Annotated in this window: 20 protein-coding genes; 2 read left to right on the plus strand and 18 right to left on the minus strand. The window is 45.4% G+C overall.

Annotated features, from left to right (window positions below):
* Positions 1-376: 376 nt before the first annotated feature.
* Positions 377-3,160, minus strand: coding sequence for a glycosyltransferase (locus JKP77_RS09420; RefSeq protein WP_218310938.1), 2,784 nt, complete (start codon positions 3,158-3,160; stop codon positions 377-379).
* Positions 3,161-3,301: 141 nt separating this feature from the next.
* Between JKP77_RS09420 and JKP77_RS09425 the strand changes: the two genes are divergently transcribed.
* Together JKP77_RS09425 and JKP77_RS09430 are read left to right on the plus strand one after the other, a co-directional pair.
* The gene (locus JKP77_RS09425; protein WP_218310939.1) at positions 3,302-4,021 is read left to right on the plus strand and encodes a hypothetical protein; all 720 of its coding nucleotides are present in this window, start codon (positions 3,302-3,304) and stop codon (positions 4,019-4,021) included.
* A gap of 29 nt (positions 4,022-4,050) precedes the next feature.
* Positions 4,051-5,370 (plus strand): alginate O-acetyltransferase AlgX-related protein, encoded by a 1,320-nt coding sequence (locus JKP77_RS09430; RefSeq protein ID WP_218310940.1) that lies wholly within the window; start codon positions 4,051-4,053, stop codon positions 5,368-5,370.
* A gap of 83 nt (positions 5,371-5,453) precedes the next feature.
* On the opposite strand, the gene rplQ is transcribed toward JKP77_RS09430, so the two are convergent.
* The 17 genes from rplQ to rplN all read right to left on the minus strand — a co-directional run bounded on the left by rplQ (position 5,454) and on the right by rplN (position 13,966).
* Positions 5,454-5,855: a 50S ribosomal protein L17 gene (gene rplQ, locus JKP77_RS09435; protein WP_218310941.1), complete on the minus strand. Its 402-nt coding sequence runs from the start codon at positions 5,853-5,855 to the stop codon at positions 5,454-5,456.
* Between the two features lie 41 nt (positions 5,856-5,896).
* Positions 5,897-6,886, minus strand: a complete 990-nt coding sequence (locus tag JKP77_RS09440; RefSeq protein WP_218311036.1) for a DNA-directed RNA polymerase subunit alpha — start codon at positions 6,884-6,886, stop codon at positions 5,897-5,899.
* A 19-nt stretch (positions 6,887-6,905) separates the two neighbouring features.
* A complete protein-coding gene (gene rpsD, locus JKP77_RS09445) occupies positions 6,906-7,526 on the minus strand; it encodes a 30S ribosomal protein S4 (protein WP_218310942.1) in 621 nt (206 codons plus the stop codon).
* A 24-nt stretch (positions 7,527-7,550) separates the two neighbouring features.
* Positions 7,551-7,943 (minus strand): 30S ribosomal protein S11, encoded by a 393-nt coding sequence (rpsK, locus tag JKP77_RS09450; RefSeq protein WP_073325331.1) that lies wholly within the window; start codon positions 7,941-7,943, stop codon positions 7,551-7,553.
* Positions 7,944-7,959: 16 nt separating this feature from the next.
* Positions 7,960-8,316: a 30S ribosomal protein S13 gene (gene rpsM / locus JKP77_RS09455; RefSeq protein WP_012519216.1), complete on the minus strand. Its 357-nt coding sequence runs from the start codon at positions 8,314-8,316 to the stop codon at positions 7,960-7,962.
* 163 nt (positions 8,317-8,479) lie between these two features.
* A complete protein-coding gene (rpmJ, locus tag JKP77_RS09460) occupies positions 8,480-8,593 on the minus strand; it encodes a 50S ribosomal protein L36 (protein WP_013786217.1) in 114 nt (37 codons plus the stop codon).
* Between the two features lie 24 nt (positions 8,594-8,617).
* On the minus strand, positions 8,618-9,937 hold the full coding sequence (gene secY / locus JKP77_RS09465) for a preprotein translocase subunit SecY (RefSeq protein WP_218310943.1): 1,320 nt from the start codon (positions 9,935-9,937) through the stop codon (positions 8,618-8,620).
* Between the two features lie 5 nt (positions 9,938-9,942).
* Positions 9,943-10,377 (minus strand): 50S ribosomal protein L15, encoded by a 435-nt coding sequence (rplO, locus tag JKP77_RS09470; protein WP_218310944.1) that lies wholly within the window; start codon positions 10,375-10,377, stop codon positions 9,943-9,945.
* Positions 10,378-10,380: 3 nt separating this feature from the next.
* On the minus strand, positions 10,381-10,560 hold the full coding sequence (gene rpmD, locus JKP77_RS09475) for a 50S ribosomal protein L30 (protein WP_044058207.1): 180 nt from the start codon (positions 10,558-10,560) through the stop codon (positions 10,381-10,383).
* A gap of 6 nt (positions 10,561-10,566) precedes the next feature.
* Positions 10,567-11,067 carry a 30S ribosomal protein S5 gene (gene rpsE / locus JKP77_RS09480; RefSeq protein WP_218310945.1) on the minus strand — a complete coding sequence of 167 codons (501 nt, stop codon included), beginning with the start codon at positions 11,065-11,067 and terminating at the stop codon, positions 10,567-10,569.
* A 9-nt stretch (positions 11,068-11,076) separates the two neighbouring features.
* Positions 11,077-11,430, minus strand: a complete 354-nt coding sequence (gene rplR, locus JKP77_RS09485) for a 50S ribosomal protein L18 (protein ID WP_218310946.1) — start codon at positions 11,428-11,430, stop codon at positions 11,077-11,079.
* Positions 11,431-11,442: 12 nt separating this feature from the next.
* Positions 11,443-11,976: a 50S ribosomal protein L6 gene (rplF, locus tag JKP77_RS09490; RefSeq protein WP_218310947.1), complete on the minus strand. Its 534-nt coding sequence runs from the start codon at positions 11,974-11,976 to the stop codon at positions 11,443-11,445.
* 14 nt (positions 11,977-11,990) lie between these two features.
* The gene (rpsH, locus tag JKP77_RS09495) at positions 11,991-12,383 is read right to left on the minus strand and encodes a 30S ribosomal protein S8 (RefSeq protein WP_218310948.1); all 393 of its coding nucleotides are present in this window, start codon (positions 12,381-12,383) and stop codon (positions 11,991-11,993) included.
* 12 nt (positions 12,384-12,395) lie between these two features.
* On the minus strand, positions 12,396-12,701 hold the full coding sequence (rpsN, locus tag JKP77_RS09500; RefSeq protein ID WP_218310949.1) for a 30S ribosomal protein S14: 306 nt from the start codon (positions 12,699-12,701) through the stop codon (positions 12,396-12,398).
* 13 nt (positions 12,702-12,714) lie between these two features.
* Complete coding sequence (gene rplE / locus JKP77_RS09505) at positions 12,715-13,254, minus strand: 50S ribosomal protein L5 (protein WP_218310950.1); 540 nt, start codon at positions 13,252-13,254, stop codon at positions 12,715-12,717.
* A 16-nt stretch (positions 13,255-13,270) separates the two neighbouring features.
* The gene (rplX, locus tag JKP77_RS09510; RefSeq protein ID WP_218310951.1) at positions 13,271-13,585 is read right to left on the minus strand and encodes a 50S ribosomal protein L24; all 315 of its coding nucleotides are present in this window, start codon (positions 13,583-13,585) and stop codon (positions 13,271-13,273) included.
* Positions 13,586-13,597: 12 nt separating this feature from the next.
* The gene (rplN, locus tag JKP77_RS09515) at positions 13,598-13,966 is read right to left on the minus strand and encodes a 50S ribosomal protein L14 (protein WP_218310952.1); all 369 of its coding nucleotides are present in this window, start codon (positions 13,964-13,966) and stop codon (positions 13,598-13,600) included.
* Between the last annotated feature and the right edge of the window lie 25 nt (positions 13,967-13,991).

Consider the following 13,991-nt stretch of genomic DNA (forward strand, 5'->3'; position numbering starts at 1 on the left):
AGAAAGTAAACGAAACGAATTCGCCCTTTTAGTTTTCGAAATGAGTTTTTTACTAGAGGTCTGATTAATCATATTCGAAACGCGTACGCTCCTTCGTTGACACTTTCTAAAATGTTTACTCGACGTGTTAGATGATGTGAACGATGTCGTACTGGGTTTGTGGACTGGTTCATGGCTAACATCTTTTGAGAATAGCAACAAATTTGCTTGCTCAATATTTTATCGTTTTCCGAGGACGACGCTGCCTACCAATACTGATGCAGTCGTACTATTTACGAATACTTAACGCTCCCTCGCTATAACCGCAAAGTTTAGCATTATTGAAATAAAATTACACCGATGGAAGGCGGCAGGTTGATTTCTCTGCTGTGGCTAATCATTCATCAATGTTAAATACACCGTGCATGAGTTTTTGTTGTATTACCGATATATCAAAACGCATGGACGCCTCTTTCACTGCTTCTGAGGAGAGCGCTCTGCGCTTCTCCGTGTTGCTGCTTACATCGCGTATTGCTTCGAATATGCCATTGACGTTACCTTTCTCAGTCAACACACCGGATTTTCCGGATACGACCTCAGGAATTGCACCCCACCTATACGCGATAACAACACAACCTGCGGCCATGCCTTCTACAACGGTTCGCCCGAATGACTCCTGAAAATGGGATAAATTTAAGAGGATATCAGCATCGCCAAGCGTTGCGGCAACATCATTGGTATAGCCTTTGTAGAAAACATTGTTCGGAAAGCCATCATCCATACAGTTTCGTAAGTCTTCCGTATCGGGACCGTACAACTCGAACTTTACTGGCAAATCGGCGTCACTGCATAGCCTTGCGACTGAGAAAAAGTCTTCGATTCCTTTTTTTCTGGTATTGCTGCTTAACATTACCGCTTTTATGTTGTTGCCGTTACTTACAGCTTTCGTTTTGAAGTGTTTGGCACGAACTGCATTGTGAACAACAGATGTCCGCTTCGGCAAATTGATATAATTGGCACTTATTACCGAGTTGGCGATAAATCTATCTGATAACCCAATGATCGAGTCTCTGATTTTATCCGCACTGGATCCTAGCAGTTGGCACAACTCCTTGTCATAAGCCGGCAACTCTCTAACGTGTGTGACTGTTTCTACTTTTTTATTTTTCGCGGCAATGTAAGGCTCCCAAAGTGTTATCGTATTTATATAAACTACCTCAGGAGATAATCTATCAATTATCTTTTCAACCTCTGCGATCGTTGAGGTATAAAGGTTTCTGGTTTCATGCCACCAGGCTAAAGGCAGGAAATGGATTTTTGTGACGTATCTCTTGATTTCACTAATGTATTCGATGTTCTTCGCTTCTGGCAGGACTACCTCAATCGTCGCGCCCATACTAGAAAGCATTTCAACAGTATCTAAAAAGCTGCGTTCAGCTCCGAACAGTTCGACACCCGCCAGGTGGCCAAACATCAATATTCTTTTACCTTGCTTTTCAGAGACGTGCCCTAATACATTTAACGATTTCTCACGCTGCGACGCATCGGAAACCCAAAGGCACATCGCATCAAAAAACGATTTCTCTTCTATGAGTGCAAAGGCACTCAGGCTGAATGTAGATGTAGGATCTCTGCCTTCGTAAACGCCCCACTTAACAAAATGTTTTAATGGCTCTGCACCGGCTTGTTTAACATCCTGGTTCTTCTCCAGATACCACTTAGCATCGAACAGATTTGTGCTCTTTAGATATGCCAGCAAGTTTTGCTCGTTAGTGACCTGGCTACCTCGACACATATGAGGTGGAACTGTAAATTTCCGGTTTCCGGATTTTGGCATGTATAACCGCTTATTATGCGTATGCCACAAAGTAGCGGAGTCTATATATTCTTTGCGTAATCCGCGGAATTGGGTTCTGAGGTGTGTTGCACTAGTTTGAGTCAGCGAGCCGGGATCGACTCTTCCAAAAGCTAAAGGTACACCCGGCAAAACGTCTATAACTCTTGAGCTTCCAAACTGTTTAGATACACGGTTAACATACTCAGTATCGGCGTTCACAGAAACGTTATCCCAAAAGCCAAGTTTCCTATGGACCCTTCGGCGAAACATCAAACTGGAGATATTCCTATATATCCAAGCATCTTCCATTCGCCATCTTTCAAAGTTAAGCAAGTTATCGCTTCTTGCCCAATGCGACAAACAAGCAACAGCTCTTCTGTTAGTTCTTAACGCCCTGACCTGTAGCGCAATTTTTTGAGGATGAGACCAATCATCTGCGTCATGAGTTGTTATGAGACTACCTTTAGCAACTGCTAAGCCAGCGTTTCGTGCCGCATACGCACCGCTGTTCTGGGGTTGTTCGATGTATCTTACTCGACTGTCTTCGTTAACGAACTGCTGGATGACATCTTCACTGTTGTCAGTTGATGCATCATTTACAACAATAATTTCGAGCTTCCTGTAACTTTGAGCGCACAAGCTCCTGAGTGCTACTGGCAGCGTTTCCTCGGCATTGAAGCAAGGGATGATGATAGAAACCAGAGGGCTTAAAAACTGATTGTTTGTAGCCTCTGTTTTCGCTTCTGAGTTTATTGAATTCATACCGGGATTAGAGCAACTCAAAATTTCACTCAATCCATGGGTTCTAAAAACGTCGTTAATAACCTCTAATTTATCTGATCCGGTAAACAGCATTGAGCGAGCCAGAGATTTATCATGTGTATTCGCCCAACTTTTCGAACCTAATACAGATTCAGCTTCACGTAGATTATTAAGTTTACTGTAAATGCTGAAGGCGAGTAGATAAGGCCCTTGATGACGAATAAAGGACAGAGCGTTTTGATCTTCAAGCATCACCGGGATAAAAACAGCTGCTTCCTCCCATCTGGCCCAACTAGCTAGCCAACGGCATAAAAACCAAGCTGCAAGACCAGACTGTGGACTATTTCCCTTGAAAATAATATCTCTAAGCGATTCTAGCGACTTTTCAGGTGATAGGTCAGACCATATTTTATGGTCTAATTCTACAACCCCAAACCCACATGGCCAACGGCCTTCTTGCCAGCCAAACTGCAAAAAGTGGTGCTTTGGATCAACTCCGGCTGAGGCAACGTCCGGATATTGCTTCAAGTACCAAGCTCTATCAAACTGCTGTTCTGCAAAGTCGGGGGCGGTCGTAGACATCTTTTCTCTTTAAGATCGCTATAAAACCAACATATGGTATTGAGGAATAACCGCCGAGTCCAACCAATTCCTAAAGCGGCTAAGTTTTAAAGAAACCACTATTGTGGTCTAATGTCCTCCGCTTTAGAAAGATAACGGTCTATGACGTACAGAATTCATCCTCTTTGGAAAGTAGAAAAGCTTTTCCGTCCTTCGGATACTACGCCCTTAAATCCAAACAAAAATGTAGCATGGATCTCCCACCATATTCCCAAAACGGCAGGGAGCTCTCTAAGATACAGCTTTGAGAATGCTGTTGGAAAATCTCGCGTGTTTGGTGTGTATGCAAACACAGGAGCGACTGAAATGAGTGCCGGTGAACCTGTTTGGGTGCCATCAAGGTCAATATTTCTACACGGACATTTTCGGCCTCATCCTCTACATCTTGATCAGTTCCCCAACGCAAAGCGGCTGGTCTGGATTAGAGACCCTATTGAGCGAATATGGTCTCTTGTAGGCCATCTTCTGGCTATAGGTGTAGGTCATCCACACTACTCTATACTTGAAAAGCTTTATTTTGATAAAGGAATCACAGACAAAGAAAACATCGTTTATGATCTGATCAAGTACAAACGTGCTGAGTCTTTGACCCACATTTACACGCGATTTTTTTCAAATGTTCCAATTACTGATTTCGACTTTGTTGGTTCAGTCCATCGATATTCAGAATCTATCGACAGGCTCGTAGGATTATTGGATATGGAAATACAAACAGAATATCGAAACGTAAGAAACAAACCTGGAACTCAAATACCTAAAAGAATAGCGAGTTTAAAGAGTAAACTAGGTGATGAATATGATGTTGTTAACGCCTACCTTTAGAAAGGAAGTCGCTTTACAAGGATTAAGTAGTGGCTGTCTATAAAATTAAACTTAAACATTCATCATCCGCTGCTGAAGGTGTTTTCAGATGGTGCCTGGATTCACCTAAAGATGATTTTTCAGTTTCTGATGTACGCATTGGTGAAAAGGGTATTAGAGTCCGCGGGTGGGTTCTTCCCACAGACAATGCACAACCTTCTGTAGCGTTAATGTGCGGTAATGTCGTCAAGCCGTTACCCTTTAATGAATCGCGGCCGGATGTTATAGAACGAGTCCTTAAGGAAGAAGCAGAAGGTCACGACAAGCTTTTATGCGGATTCAGACACTCAGTGACCTTTCCCGATTCCAGTTTCAGCATTGGGGTTGTAAGTCGTGGGAAGTACTATCCTTTGGTTGAAGGTACAATCGAAGGCGCTTTTAAAGTTCTGGAAGGGAAAAATAATTGGCTATTTCTTGATAATGACTCTAACCAGAGCGTCGAGCAGTACACTGGTAATGTGAAGCTTTCACGCTTTGAAAAGTCTAAATGGAAAAGTTATTTTAAAAGCTTAATTGAGCTTTCAGCCTTAACAAAAATACCAACATGTTTACTTATTGCCCCGTCCAAAGAAAACGTTTATTCAGACTACTATCCATATAGTGAAGCCCGCAGTACCCCAATAAAGCAGTTACAAAAGATAGTCCCAAAATCATTTAATTTTATCTTTCCAGTCATGCAACTAAGTCGATTGCCTGAAAGGTCCTTCAGGGTATGCGATACCCACTGGACCGTTCATGGGGCTAGAGAAGCTGCTATTCAACTTACTACAACCCTGACCGGGTATGATAAGCGGATTCGAGAAACGTTTAAGGACGACGAATATATAAAACGACAAGCCTTCGGAGATTTGGGAAGAAAGGTATATCCGCCGAGATCCGCGGATGAAGATGTACTTGCTAGCTTTAACTATCGGGATGTAGTCGTATATGATAATCAGCTGCCTAACTTTGGCCGCATAATAACGATGCACAATGAAATGGCATTATTTAAGCAGAAGATCATTTTATTTGGTTCTTCCTCCGCTTACAGCATGTTCCAATACATCTCCAGACTGTTTGAAACGGTTATTTTTGTACATACCGCAGGTAATGTAGATGTAGAGCTTATCAATAATATAAGACCAGATTATTTTTGTATGCAAACAAACGCTCGCTTCGTAGTGAGGGCGCCAACTACTCGAGAGTCGGTATCAAAGTACATCAGAGAAAAGAAAGCATCAATGTCCGGCGAAGAGTTAAAGCCTCAGTTTATCGGCGACACGCTACCTGAAAAGCTCACTCCAATTATCGAAACGTTAAAGCAACTATAAACTCACTCCAACAAAAAAACCCCGCCTAAGCGGGGTTTTTCAAATCTATCAAAGACCTAAGCCTAAGATAAAAGAGCAATCACTTACTCTTCAGTTGCGTCTTCCGCTTCTTCAGCGACTTCTTCAACTGGACGATCTACTAGCTCAACGAATGCCATAGGGGCATTGTCGCCTGCACGGAAACCGCATTTAAGAATGCGAGTGTAACCGCCTGGGCGAGCTTCGTAACGAGGACCAAGCTCGTTGAACAGTTTACCTACAACTTCTTTATCACCAGTGCGGGCGAAAGCCAGACGGCGGTTTGCAACGCTGTCTTCTTTAGCCATAGTGATAAGAGGCTCGATTACGCGACGTAATTCTTTCGCTTTTGGCAACGTCGTTTTAATCACTTCGTGCTTAACCAATGAACCGGCCATGTTTTTGAACATAGCTTGACGATGGCTGCTGTTGCGATTCAACTGACGACCACTCTTACGATGGCGCATAGTTTTATCCTTCTCTACAAATCAGTTTGATATAAACCTGATTAATCTTTTTCAGCGATGCTCTCTGGTGGCCAGTTTTCCAGGCGCATGCCCAGAGACAGTCCACGAGATGCAAGAACATCTTTGATTTCAGTTAGCGATTTCTTACCAAGGTTAGGCGTTTTAAGTAGCTCAACCTCAGTGCGCTGTACCAGGTCACCAATGTACTGGATAGCTTCTGCTTTCAAACAGTTTGCAGAACGTACTGTCAGCTCCAGGTCATCAACCGGGCGAAGTAGAATCGGATCGAATTCCGGCTTCTCTTCTTTCGCTTCTGGCTCAGATACATCACGTAAATCTACGAATGCATCCAGCTGTTCAGCTAGGATAGTCGCAGAACGGCGGATCGCTTCTTCAGGATCCAAGGTACCGTTCGTCTCCATATCGATGATCAGTTTGTCTAAGTCTGTGCGTTGTTCAACACGGGCAGACTCAACAGTATATGCAATACGTTCAACTGGGCTGTATGAAGCGTCAACTAACAAACGACCAATTGGACGATCATCTTCTTCAGAGGAGCGACGCGTAGAAGCTGGAACATAACCACGGCCCATCTCTACTTTAACGCGCATGCTGATTTCAGCATCGCCAGTCAGAGTACAGATAACGTGATCAGGGTTTACAATTTCTACATCGCCGTCATGCTGAATATCACCAGCAACAACAGGGCCAGCGCCAGATTTCACTAGTGTCAGGGTTGCCTCGTTTTTACCTTCAAGGCGAACCGCTAAACCTTTCAGATTTAGCAAGATCTCAATCACATCTTCCTGAACACCTTCTTTGGTGCTGTACTCGTGTAGCACGCCGTCAATTTCAACCTCTGTTACTGCACAACCAGGCATGGATGACAGTAAGATGCGGCGCAGGGCGTTACCCAGAGTGTGGCCGAAGCCGCGCTCGAGTGGTTCCAAAGTTACTTTGGCACGAGTAGGAGAAAGGTTTTCGATCTCAACTAATCTCGGTTTTAGGAATTCAGTCACAGAACCCACAATGCTTCCTCTTTAGTTAGCTTTACTTAGAGTAAAGTTCGACGATCAACTGTTCGTTAATATCGGCAGACAGGTCAGTTCTTTCAGGAATACGCTTGAACGTACCTTCCATCTTGTTGCTGTCTACTTCAATCCAGGTTGGCTTCTCACGTTGGTCAGCCAGTTCCAAAGCAGCCACGATGCGCGATTGCTTCTTAGCTTTTTCACGAACAGAAACCACGTCTTCGGCAGTAACGTTAAAAGATGGAATGTTTACCACTTTGCCATTAACCATAATCGCTTTGTGGCTAACCAGCTGACGCGCTTCTGCACGAGTGCTGGCAAATCCCATCCGATAAACTACGTTATCAAGACGCTGCTCAAGAAGTTGCAACAGGTTTTCACCGGTGTTGCCTTTCAGACGAGCCGCTTCTTTATAGTAGTTACGGAATTGCTTTTCCAATACGCCATACATACGACGTACTTTTTGCTTTTCACGCAGCTGAACACCGTAGTCAGACAAACGGCCACGACGGGCACCATGCTGACCAGGCGCTGTATCGATTTTACATTTAGAATCGATTGCGCGAACGCCGCTTTTCAGGAACAGGTCTGTTCCTTCGCGACGGCTAAGTTTGAGTTTAGGACCCAAATATCTTGCCATGATCTTTCTCCAACTGTCCGTCGATTAAACGCGACGTTTTTTCGGTGGACGACAACCGTTGTGAGGAATAGGGGTCACATCGGTAATGTTTGTGATCTTATAACCTGTAGCGTTAAGAGCACGGATCGCAGACTCACGGCCTGGACCTGGACCTTTAACGAACACTTCAAGGTTCTTCAGACCGTATTCTTGTGCGGCTACGCCAGCACGCTCAGCAGCTACCTGTGCAGCAAATGGGGTAGATTTACGTGAACCACGGAAACCTGAACCACCAGAAGTTGCCCAAGCAAGTGCATTGCCTTGACGGTCTGTGATAGTCACAATTGTGTTGTTGAAAGACGCATGGATATGAGCCATACCGTCTGCAACCTGACGTTTTGCGCGTTTACGCGTACTACGAGTAGGTGCTTTTGCCATAACTTAACTCCCCCGCTTACTTCTTAATTGGCTTACGAGGACCTTTACGGGTACGCGCATTAGTTTTAGTGCGCTGACCACGTAGAGGCAAGCTACGACGGTGGCGGATGCCACGGAAGCAACCCAGGTCCATCAAACGTTTGATGCTCATTGATACTTCACGACGAAGATCACCTTCTACAGTGAATTTCGCCACTTCATCACGAAGCTTATCAATAGTAGCTTCGTCTAACTCTTTGATTTTTGTATTTTCTGCAACACCAGCACCCGCACAAATGCTTTTCGCACGTGTAGGGCCAACGCCATAAATTGCTTGGATAGCAATCACAGCGTGCTTGTGTTCAGGAATGTTAATGCCAGCGATACGGGCCATTAACAGCACTCCTCTAATTATTGTCGACGACCTAAAAAGCCCGATAGGATACTTACCCGTCGACTAAATTGCAAATTAAGGTCCAGATTACTGCAAGCAAGACAGCAGAACCTGATGTCAGGTTCTGCTTACACTTTCATGCGTATATTCTGTACCGCGTAGATTAACCTTGCCTTTGCTTATGCTTTGGCTCTGTGCAAATCACACGCACAACACCGTTGCGCTTGATGACTTTGCAGTTACGGCAAATCTTTTTTACTGATGCACGAACTTTCATTACATCACTCCGTAGTAGGCTAACTTAGCGGCCGTAGCCTTTAAGATTAGCTTTCTTCAGAACAGACTCATATTGACTGGACATCAAATGTGTCTGCACCTGCGCCATGAAGTCCATGATAACTACCACAATAATCAGAAGCGACGTACCACCGAAGTAGAACGGCACATTCCAGGCAATCAGCATGAATTCAGGCACCAAACAAATAAAGGTTATGTAAAGTGCGCCAGCCAGTGTCAGACGAGTCATTACCTTATCGATATAGCGCGACGTTTGTTCACCCGGGCGAATGCCAGGGATAAACGCGCCAGACTTCTTCAGGTTGTCTGCTGTATCACGCGGGTTGAAAACCAACGCCGTGTAAAAGAAGCAGAAGAAGATAATCGCAGCTGCATATAACATCACGTACAGCGGCTGACCAGGAGAGAGCATAAGCGCTACATCCTGCAACCACGCTGTAGATTCATTCTGACCAAACCATCCTGCGATGGTTCCGGGGAACAGAATGATGCTGGACGCAAAGATAGGTGGAATGACACCAGCCATGTTGACTTTAAGTGGTAAGTGCGTGCTTTGCGCTGCAAAGACCTTACGGCCCTGTTGACGCTTCGCATAGTTCACCACAATTCTGCGCTGTGCACGTTCAACGAACACAACCAGGTAAGTCAGACCAATAACAATGACACCGATCAGTAACAGGAACAGCATATTAATGTCGCCCTGTCTTGCTTGTTCCGCAGTCTGGCCTATCGCTGTTGGCAGACCGGCAACAATACCAGCAAAGATCAATATAGAGATACCGTTACCAATACCTCGTTCAGTAATTTGCTCACCTAACCACATCAGGAACATAGTTCCTGTGACTAAGCTCACTACTGCCGTAAAGTAAAATCCGAAGCCAGGACTTATCACCAATCCATTAATCAGGTTGGGCAGACCGGTCGCAATTCCAATTGACTGGAATGTAGCCAGGATCAGCGTTAAATAACGCGTGTACTGACTAATTTTACGACGACCTGCTTCGCCTTCTTTTTTAAGCTCCATCATCGGTGGATGAACCACCGAGAGCAACTGCATAATAATGGACGCAGTAATGTATGGCATAATGCCCAAAGCCAGAACGGACGCTCGCTCAAGAGCACCACCAGAGAACATGTTAAACATTTCTACAATGGTGCCTTTTTGTTGTTCAAACAACTGTGCAAGGACCGCAGGATCGATACCAGGAATAGGCACGTATGAGCCTAGTCTGAATACTACGATCGCACCAAGTACGAACAACAATCTTGATTTCAGCTCACTCAGGCCGCTTTTGGCGCCTGAGTCCAATCCTGGTTTAGCCATCTAGCTTATTCCTCTACTTTACCGCCAGCAGCTTCAATCGCTTCTTTAGCGCCTTTAGTAACCTTCAACCCGCTAACCGTTACCGCGCGTGATACTTCACCGCTCTTAACGACTTTGACGAACTGCATTTCTTTCTTAACAAGACCCGCAGCTTTCAAAGTTTCAAGAGAAACGGTATCACCTTCTACCTTCGCGATTTCAGTCAGTGTAACCTGGTCAGAAACCATGCCTTTACGTGACGTGAAACCAAACTTAGGCAGACGACGCTGGATTGGCATCTGACCACCTTCAAATCCTGGCTTAACAGTACCACCTGAACGGCTTTTCTGTCCCTTGTGACCACGGCCACCGGTTTTACCAAGACCTGAACCGATACCACGGCCAGCACGCTTAGCTGAATGTTTTGCTCCTGGTGCAGGAGAAATATCGTTTAAACGCATGTCTTATTCCTCCACTATCTCAACCATGTAATTTACACGGTTGATCATGCCACGTACTGCTGGGGTGTCTTCCAGTTCACGGACATGGTTGATTTTACGCAGGCCTAAGCCCTTAAGCGTCGCTTTGTGCTTTGGCAGTCTGCCAATCGCACTTTTCGTTTGCTTTACTTTAATCGTTGCCATGTCTGATTACCCCAAAATCTCTTCTACAGACAATCCACGTTTCGCGGCAATACCCGCTGGCGAGTTCATCTCGGTCAGCGCGTTTACTGTTGCACGAACAACGTTGATTGGGTTTGTAGAGCCGTAACATTTTGAAAGTACGTTCTGTACACCAGCTACTTCAAGTACTGCACGCATTGCACCGCCGGCGATGATACCGGTACCTTCTGATGCAGGCTGCATGTAAACTTTAGAGCCAGAGTGACGACCTTTAATTGGGTGCTGCAGTGTGTGGCCGTTTAAGTCAACGTCAACCATGTTGCGACGTGCCTTTTCCATAGCTTTCTGGATTGCAGCAGGCACTTCACGTGCTTTGCCGTAACCGAAACCTACGCGACCATTACCGTCACCCACTACTGTCAATGCAGTGAAACTGAAGATACGACCACCTTTAACCACTTTAGATACGCGGTTTACGGCAATCAATTTCTCTAACAGTTCACCGTTCTGAACTTCTTGTTTAGCCATTATAAACTCCTAGAACTGAAGGCCAGCTTCGCGAGCTGCATCAGCCAATGCTTTCACGCGACCGTGGTATTTAAACCCGCTACGATCGAAGGCCACATCTTTGATGCCTTTCTCGATTGCACGTTCTGCGATTGCTTTACCGACTTTCGCCGCTGCTTCAGCGTTACCAGTTGATTTCAGATCTTTCGCAAGATCTTTTTCAACAGTAGAAGCCGCTGCCAATACTTCAGCACCGCTAGGAGCGATTAACTGAGCATAGATGTGGCGAGGTGTACGGTTTACAACCAAGCGATGCGCGGCCAGTTCACGAATTTTTGCTCGTGCGCGAGTTGCGCGACGAATGCGAGCTGTTTTCTTATCCATCGTATCACCCACCTACTTTTTCTTAGCTTCTTTACGACGTACGTGCTCGTCTGCATAACGTACACCTTTACCTTTGTAAGGCTCTGGTGGACGGTACGCGCGGATGTTCGCCGCAACCTGTCCTACCACCTGCTTATCGGCGCCTTTGACGACGATTTCAGTTTGGCTAGGAGTTTCAACCGTAATGCCTTCTGGCATTTCGTATACTACAGGGTGAGAGAAACCAAGCGTCAGGTTCAGTTTGGCACCTTGTGCTTGCGCACGGTAACCAACACCATTTAGCTGAAGCTTTTTCTCAAAACCTTCTGAAACACCTTGAATCATGCTGTTCAGAATTGCACGTACAGTACCTGCTTGTGCCCAACCATTTGCAAAGCCTTCGCGAGGAAGTGCTTTTAACTGGTTATCTTCCTGAACCACTTCAACTGCATCGTTGAAGACACGGCTCAAAGTGCCATTTTTGCCTTTTACAGAGACTTCTTGACCAGAAATAGAAATTTCTACACCTGATACTACGTCTACCGGGGCTTTTGCTACTCGTGACATTTCAACTCCTCCGATTACGCTACATAACCGATGATCTCACCGCCCATGCCAGCATTACGCGCTGCACGGTCAGTCATCACACCTTTAGAAGTTGACACGATTGCTACGCCCAGTCCGCCCATTACTTTTGGCAGCTCATCTTTTTTCTTATAGATGCGCAGGCCAGGACGGCTAACACGTTCGATAGTGTCAATTACTTGCTTACCTTCGAAGTACTTAAGTGTCACTTCAAGAGTAGGCTTTACGTCACCAGAAACAGCAAAGTCAGTGATGTAACCTTCTGCTTTCAACACACCTGCGATAGCAACACGCAGTTTTGATGAAGGCATAGTTACAGAAACTTTCTGTGCCATCTGGCCGTTACGGATGCGGGTAAACATATCCGCGATAGGATCTTGCATGCTCATTTTAGCTACTCCTTACCAGCTGGCTTTTTTCAGGCCAGGGACTTCACCGCGCATCGCTGCTTCACGCAGCTTGATACGGCTAAGACCGAATTTGCGTAGGTAACCATGTGGACGACCAGTAATGTTACAGCGGTTTTGCTGACGTGATTTACTGCTGTCACGTGGTAGTTGTTGTAGCTTCAGAACAGCATCCCAACGCTCTTCTTCAGATGCGTTAACGTCGCTGATAATCGCTTTAAGTGCGGCACGTTTTTCAGCGTACTTAGCTACTAGCTTTGCACGCTTGACTTCACGAGCCTTCATTGATTCTTTTGCCATAACCCTACACCCCTTATTTTTTGAATGGGAAGTTGAACGCGTTCAGCAGAGCACGTGCTTCGTCATCAGTTTCGGCACTGGTAGTGATAGTAATATCCATACCACGAACCTTATCCACTTTATCGAAATCGATTTCAGGGAAGATGATTTGTTCACGCACGCCCATGCTGTAGTTACCACGACCGTCGAATGATTTAGGGTTCAAACCACGGAAGTCGCGAACACGAGGAATCGCGATAGAAACTAAACGCTCCAGGAATTCCCACATACGCTCGCCGCGCAGGGTTACTTTACAGCCAATCGGATAACCTTCACGGATTTTGAAGCCCGCTACTGATTTTCTAGCAACTGTGACAATCGGTTTCTGACCAGCGATAGCCGCCATGTCAGCTTGAGCATTCTCAAGGATCTTTTTGTCAGCAACTGCTTCACCCAGACCCATGTTCAGGGTGATTTTTTCAATCCGAGGGACTTGCATGACGCTTTTGTATCCGAACTGCTTCGCAAGTTCAGCTACTACTGTTTCTTTATAGAAATCATGCAGTTTCGCCATCGTACTCTCCAATCAATTAAACAAGTTCGCCGTTAGACTTGAAGAAACGAACTTTCTTCTCGTCTTCGAAACGGAAACCAACGCGATCCGCTTTACCCGTTGCCGGGTTAACAATCGCTACATTTGAAACGTGAATAGAAGCTTCCTTCTCAACGATACCACCAGCTACCTGCATATGAGGATTAGGCTTCTGGTGCTTCTTGACAAGGTTTACGCCTTCTACAACTACGCGGTTATCAGCAATAAGCACTTTCAGGACTTTGCCTGTTTTGCCTTTGTCTTTACCCGCTAATACGACTACTTCATCATCACGACGAATTTTATTAGCCATTATCGTGACTCCTTATAGTACCTCTGGGGCCAATGAGATGATTTTCATGAAGTTATCACTTCTCAACTCACGGGTAACCGGTCCAAAGATACGCGTACCAATTGGTTGCTTGTTTGCATTAAGCAAAACAGCCGCGTTACCGTCAAAGCGGATAGTAGAACCATCTGCACGACGAACGCCTTTTCTAGTACGCACCACCACTGCATTCAGTACGTCACCTTTTTTAACTTTACCGCGAGGAATTGCTTCCTTAACAGTAACTTTGATGATGTCACCGATACCTGCATAACGGCGATGCGAGCCACCAAGAACCTTAATACACTGAACCCTGCGAGCGCCGCTGTTATCTGCAACGTCCAGGTTAGTTTGCATTTGGATCATGTTAGTGCTCCGCTCTAATTAAGAC

It is taken from the genome of Alteromonas antoniana, from assembly GCF_019249295.1.
Classification (GTDB): Bacteria; Pseudomonadota; Gammaproteobacteria; order Enterobacterales; family Alteromonadaceae; genus Alteromonas; species Alteromonas antoniana.

Bases quoted from the DNA above. Each gene is read 5' to 3' on its own strand.
- JKP77_RS09420 (WP_218310938.1), bottom strand. From the start codon at position 3,160: ATGTCTACGACCGCCCCCGACTTTGCAGAACAGCAGTTTGATAGAGCT.
- rplR (WP_218310946.1), bottom strand. From the start codon at position 11,430: ATGGATAAGAAAACAGCTCGCATTCGTCGCGCAACTCGCGCACGAGCA.
- rpsE (WP_218310945.1), bottom strand. From the start codon at position 11,067: ATGGCTAAACAAGAAGTTCAGAACGGTGAACTGTTAGAGAAATTGATT.
- rpsD (WP_218310942.1), bottom strand. From the start codon at position 7,526: ATGGCAAGATATTTGGGTCCTAAACTCAAACTTAGCCGTCGCGAAGGA.
- rpsK (WP_073325331.1), bottom strand. From the start codon at position 7,943: ATGGCAAAAGCACCTACTCGTAGTACGCGTAAACGCGCAAAACGTCAG.
- rpmJ (WP_013786217.1), bottom strand. From the start codon at position 8,593: ATGAAAGTTCGTGCATCAGTAAAAAAGATTTGCCGTAACTGCAAAGTC.
- JKP77_RS09425 (WP_218310939.1), top strand. From the start codon at position 3,302: ATGACGTACAGAATTCATCCTCTTTGGAAAGTAGAAAAGCTTTTCCGT.
- rpsH (WP_218310948.1), bottom strand. From the start codon at position 12,383: ATGAGCATGCAAGATCCTATCGCGGATATGTTTACCCGCATCCGTAAC.
- rpmD (WP_044058207.1), bottom strand. From the start codon at position 10,560: ATGGCAACGATTAAAGTAAAGCAAACGAAAAGTGCGATTGGCAGACTG.
- rpsN (WP_218310949.1), bottom strand. From the start codon at position 12,701: ATGGCAAAAGAATCAATGAAGGCTCGTGAAGTCAAGCGTGCAAAGCTA.
- secY (WP_218310943.1), bottom strand. From the start codon at position 9,937: ATGGCTAAACCAGGATTGGACTCAGGCGCCAAAAGCGGCCTGAGTGAG.
- rplN (WP_218310952.1), bottom strand. From the start codon at position 13,966: ATGATCCAAATGCAAACTAACCTGGACGTTGCAGATAACAGCGGCGCT.
- rpsM (WP_012519216.1), bottom strand. From the start codon at position 8,316: ATGGCCCGTATCGCTGGCATTAACATTCCTGAACACAAGCACGCTGTG.
- rplO (WP_218310944.1), bottom strand. From the start codon at position 10,377: ATGCGTTTAAACGATATTTCTCCTGCACCAGGAGCAAAACATTCAGCT.
- rplE (WP_218310950.1), bottom strand. From the start codon at position 13,254: ATGGCGAAACTGCATGATTTCTATAAAGAAACAGTAGTAGCTGAACTT.
- rplF (WP_218310947.1), bottom strand. From the start codon at position 11,976: ATGTCACGAGTAGCAAAAGCCCCGGTAGACGTAGTATCAGGTGTAGAA.
- rplX (WP_218310951.1), bottom strand. From the start codon at position 13,585: ATGGCTAATAAAATTCGTCGTGATGATGAAGTAGTCGTATTAGCGGGT.
- rplQ (WP_218310941.1), bottom strand. From the start codon at position 5,855: ATGCGCCATCGTAAGAGTGGTCGTCAGTTGAATCGCAACAGCAGCCAT.